General features: G+C 34.4%; 5 protein-coding genes. 4 read left to right on the top strand and 1 reads right to left on the bottom strand.

Going from position 1 to position 3,934, the window contains the following annotated elements:
- The 4 genes from Q5O30_RS05915 to Q5O30_RS05930 form a co-directional block, all read left to right on the top strand.
- The coding region (locus tag Q5O30_RS05915) for a phosphatase PAP2 family protein (RefSeq protein WP_302674609.1) at positions 1-335 on the top strand (335 nt) is incomplete at its 5' end.
- 9 nt (positions 336-344) lie between these two features.
- Entirely contained in the window at positions 345-1,391 is a 1,047-nt protein-coding gene (locus Q5O30_RS05920) for a lysylphosphatidylglycerol synthase transmembrane domain-containing protein (RefSeq protein WP_021952833.1), read from the top strand.
- Positions 1,385-2,089, top strand: coding sequence for a phosphatidylcholine/phosphatidylserine synthase (locus tag Q5O30_RS05925; protein ID WP_021952834.1), 705 nt, complete (start codon positions 1,385-1,387; stop codon positions 2,087-2,089). The genes Q5O30_RS05920 and Q5O30_RS05925 overlap by 7 nt, the downstream gene beginning before the upstream one ends.
- 2 nt (positions 2,090-2,091) lie before the next feature.
- On the top strand, positions 2,092-2,925 hold the full coding sequence (locus Q5O30_RS05930) for a phosphatidylserine decarboxylase (protein WP_021952835.1): 834 nt from the start codon (positions 2,092-2,094) through the stop codon (positions 2,923-2,925).
- 1 nt (position 2,926) lies between these two features.
- Here Q5O30_RS05930 and Q5O30_RS05935 read toward each other — a convergent pair whose 3' ends face one another.
- Complete coding sequence (locus Q5O30_RS05935; RefSeq protein ID WP_021952836.1) at positions 2,927-3,823, bottom strand: CorA family divalent cation transporter; 897 nt, start codon at positions 3,821-3,823, stop codon at positions 2,927-2,929.
- Positions 3,824-3,934 lie beyond the last annotated feature (111 nt).

Raw genomic sequence — 3,934 nt, forward strand, 5'->3', positions numbered from 1 at the left:
CAACACTTATCAGACCGGAATTTGACGTAAATACCTTAAGTGAATGGATGACTAACTTAATATATACTTTAGACAGTCCCGATAATCTTTTTCCGTCAATACATTGTCTTGAAAGCTGGGTGTGCTTTAGAGGGGCAATGAGATGTAAAAAGGTGGGAAAAGTCTACAAGGTAATTATGCTTATTTTGGCACTTCTTGTTTTTGCATCAACAGTGATGGTAAAACAGCATGTGTTTGTAGACATAATAGGTGCCATTTTAGTTGTAGAGATAGGATTGGCATTAGCAAAGAGGTTAAATATATATAAGAAGCTTGATAAAAGCTATAGTGAATAAAGGAGTGGCATGAAGGAGACAAAGAAAAAAATTCTCTGGTCGGTAGTTTTACTGGCATTAATAGGTATTACGCTATATGTTATTGTAAAAAGCAACGATTCCCTTACTCTTGAGGGATTTATTCAATATGTGTCTAAGGCTAAAAAACAGTGGATAGTGGCTGCATTTGGGTGTATGCTGGGATTTATTGTATTTGAAGCATTGGCAGTTAGGGAGTTAAGTAAGGCTTTTGGTTACAAAAGAAAGTTTAGAAAGGCTCTTGTGTATTCCACATCAGATATTTATTTTTCGGCTATAACACCTTCTGCTACAGGAGGTCAGCCTGCATCAGCCTATTTTATGATGAATGATAAAATTCCCGGTGCGGTAACTACCATAGTATTGCTTGTAAACTTGACTTTATATACAACATCAATTATTCTTATAGGTATGGTGTGCTTCATCACAAGACCTTATATGTTTATGCATTTTAGCTTTGTGTCTAAGTGTATGATTGTATTTGGATTTGTGTTTCAGTTTGTACTTATTGCAGTGTTTATTTTACTTGTTTACAAAGAGAAAATAATAATGAAAACTGCAAATTTCTTTATGAGACTTTTAAGTAAATTACATCTTATGCACAACATTGAGAAAAAGCAGGAGCATCTCATAGAGGTGGAAATGCAGTACAAAGAATGTGCAGCAGCCATAAAAGGTAAATTAAAAAATATTTTGATTGCACTTATATATAATTTCATGCAGAGACTGTCACTTATAATGGTATCTGTGTGTGTGTTTATCGCTGTAGGGGGAAGTGCTCATAATATCTACAATGCATTTATCGCTCAGGGATTTGTAGTTTTAGGCTCAAACAGCGTTCCTATTCCGGGAGCAGTTGGAGCTGCGGACTATCTTTTTATTGATGGATTTGGTAAAATAATAAACGATAGTGTCAGCATTGAATTACTTAGCAGGGGAATTTCATTTTACTGCTGCTTAGTTGTCTGCGGATTAATTACATTTGCGGCATCAGTGCTACATAGTTTGAAAGGAATGAAGCAAAAGAAAAAATGTTAGGTTATTGGGATTATACAGTTGTTCTTACATATTGTTCACTATTATCTGCCACTACAGGTATTCTTATATCTTTGTCAGGGGCAGGACATCCGTATATAGGAGTTATGTTTTTATTACTTTGCGGACTTTGCGATACATTTGACGGCAGGGTTGCAAGATCAAAGAAGAACAGAACAGCTAAGGAAAAGGAATTTGGAATACAGATTGATTCATTATCAGATTTGGTAGCATTTGGTGTGTTACCTGTTTGTGTGGGAATGGCACTCTATAAAAGAGATATGTTTGATATAGAAGCTTTCAGCCATCACAAAAGTGTACTTGCATGTGTTCCCCTTGCGGTTATTATTGCAGTAAGTGCTATATTTGTTTTAGCAGCACTGGTAAGACTGGCATATTTTAACATAACAGTTGAGGAAACCCAGGGAGAGGGATTAGGAGATAAGAAGCATTACTATGGCTTGCCTGTTACATCCACAGCACTTATTTTCCCTACATTTTTACTGGCAAGACATATTCTTTATCTTAATCATGTAAACATATCATTTGTTTATTATATATTGTTGCTTATAGTTGCAGTTCTTTTTGTTCTTAAGTTTAAATTAAAGAAACCGGGAACAATGATGATATACTTTTTAGTAGGTATTGGTGCTGTTGAATTTATTGCAGTTATTTTATTAAAGTTTTTTGCAAATAGATAGTTATGGATAATATAAAAGAAAGTTCAGGAATTTTAAAATTTTTATATAACACTGTTCCGGGAAGAGCAGTACTTAAAGTAATTACAAGCCCCACCATTTCAAAAATTGGCGGGGCTTATATGGATTCAAAATTATCCACCATACACATTAAGGGATTTATAAAGAATAATAATATAGATATGAGCCAGTATGAGAAGGCGAAGTATAAATCTTTTAATGAATTTTTTACAAGAAAGATATTGCCGGAGAAGAGACCGGTGTGTAAGGATGAGGATGCCCTTATTTCACCATGTGACGGAAGACTTTCGGCATATCACATAGACAGTAATTCCCGATTTTATATTAAAAAAAGCAGATATAGTATTCAGGACTTATTGCAGGGTAGCAAGGCAGCAGTGGATTATAATGGCGGAATATGTCTTATACTAAGATTATGTGTGGATGATTACCACAGATATGGAAATATAGATGACGGAGTTATTCTTGAAAACAAATATATCAGGGGAAAGCTTCACACCGTAAGACCTATAGCGGTAAACAGATATCCGGTTTTTGTGCAAAACAGCAGGGAGTATACCATAATAAAAACTAAGAATTTTGGAAAGGTAGCTCAAATTGAAGTTGGAGCCCTGATGATAGGCAAAATTAAGAATCACTCAAAGTCAGGCAGTGTAATTAAGGGAACGGAAAAGGGAATGTTTCTGTACGGCGGTTCCACTATAGTGCTTTTATTTGAAAAGGATACGGTATCCATACCTGAAAAGTATTTTGAGGAAACTGAAAATGACAGGGAAGTAATAGTTAAATATGGAAGTAAAATTGGTGGCAGAGCATAATCTACCACCATTTCTTTTTCTTAAAAACAACACAGAGAACTATAACAAGCAAGGTACTAAAGGCAAAAAGTCCCGGGTATCCGTATGCCCACTTAAGCTCAGGCATTGCCTCAAAATTCATGCCGTACCATCCTGTAATAAGGGTAAGAGGCATAAAAATAGTAGTTACAACAGTGAGAAACTTCATAATAAGATTCTGGTGAACATCAAGCTGTTGCTGGTAAACATCCCGGATTTGGGAAGTGTATTCCCAGATTTGTTCGGATTCGTGACTAAACAGGGACACTTTTTTTTCTAACACAGAAAAAAGCTGTTTGGAATCTTCATCAATCAGTCCCTTTGTATCATCAGCCAAGCACCCGCATATACCTTCAATTTGAACGTAATAGTGGTGTAACCGCAGGGTTTTACTACGATAGGTTGTAATATCTCTTATTAAGGTGTTCATTTTATCATTAAAAATGCTAAGCTCTAACTGAATAAGATTTTGTTGCAGGGAATTGATTTTTTCTAAATCCTTTGACATAACAAAATCAAGAACATAAAAAAGACAAGCCCCCGGAGATATCATTTTTTCACAGTTTGCAGCTATAATATCATCAACCATATCCTTAAGATAATTATTTTTGTCAATGAAAATAATATAGCTTGGGGTATAAATAAACCGTATAAGGCAGGGAGGAGCCATTAAAATATCAGGAATGTTGATATATCCGTATAAAAAATCTGAGAATATTTCAATTTTTGAAAAATGAAAATCGGAAAAAATCATGGGTATTCTTGGAACATAATTATTAATAATATCATAATGAGTTGCCAAATCTAATGGAATAACTGCCATAAAATTGTCTGTTAGTATTTCAGAATTTTCTAAATTGTTGTTTATATCGTAAAACATATAAGCTCCCTACTTTGCAAAATATACGTTATATATATTGTGTAGAAAAAGATGTTTTAATCATAAAAAGTGCGTTATAATTAGAGGAGGAAACAAAATGAACGAAGTTCA

The organism is Eubacterium sp. CAG:161, from assembly GCF_000432355.1.
Taxonomy (GTDB): Bacteria; Bacillota; Clostridia; order Lachnospirales; family Lachnospiraceae; genus Eubacterium_G; species Eubacterium_G segne.

Bases quoted from the DNA above. Each gene is read 5' to 3' on its own strand.
- Q5O30_RS05920 (WP_021952833.1), top strand. From the start codon at position 345: ATGAAGGAGACAAAGAAAAAAATTCTCTGGTCGGTAGTTTTACTGGCA.
- Q5O30_RS05925 (WP_021952834.1), top strand. From the start codon at position 1,385: ATGTTAGGTTATTGGGATTATACAGTTGTTCTTACATATTGTTCACTA.
- Q5O30_RS05930 (WP_021952835.1), top strand. From the start codon at position 2,092: ATGGATAATATAAAAGAAAGTTCAGGAATTTTAAAATTTTTATATAAC.
- Q5O30_RS05935 (WP_021952836.1), bottom strand. From the start codon at position 3,823: ATGTTTTACGATATAAACAACAATTTAGAAAATTCTGAAATACTAACA.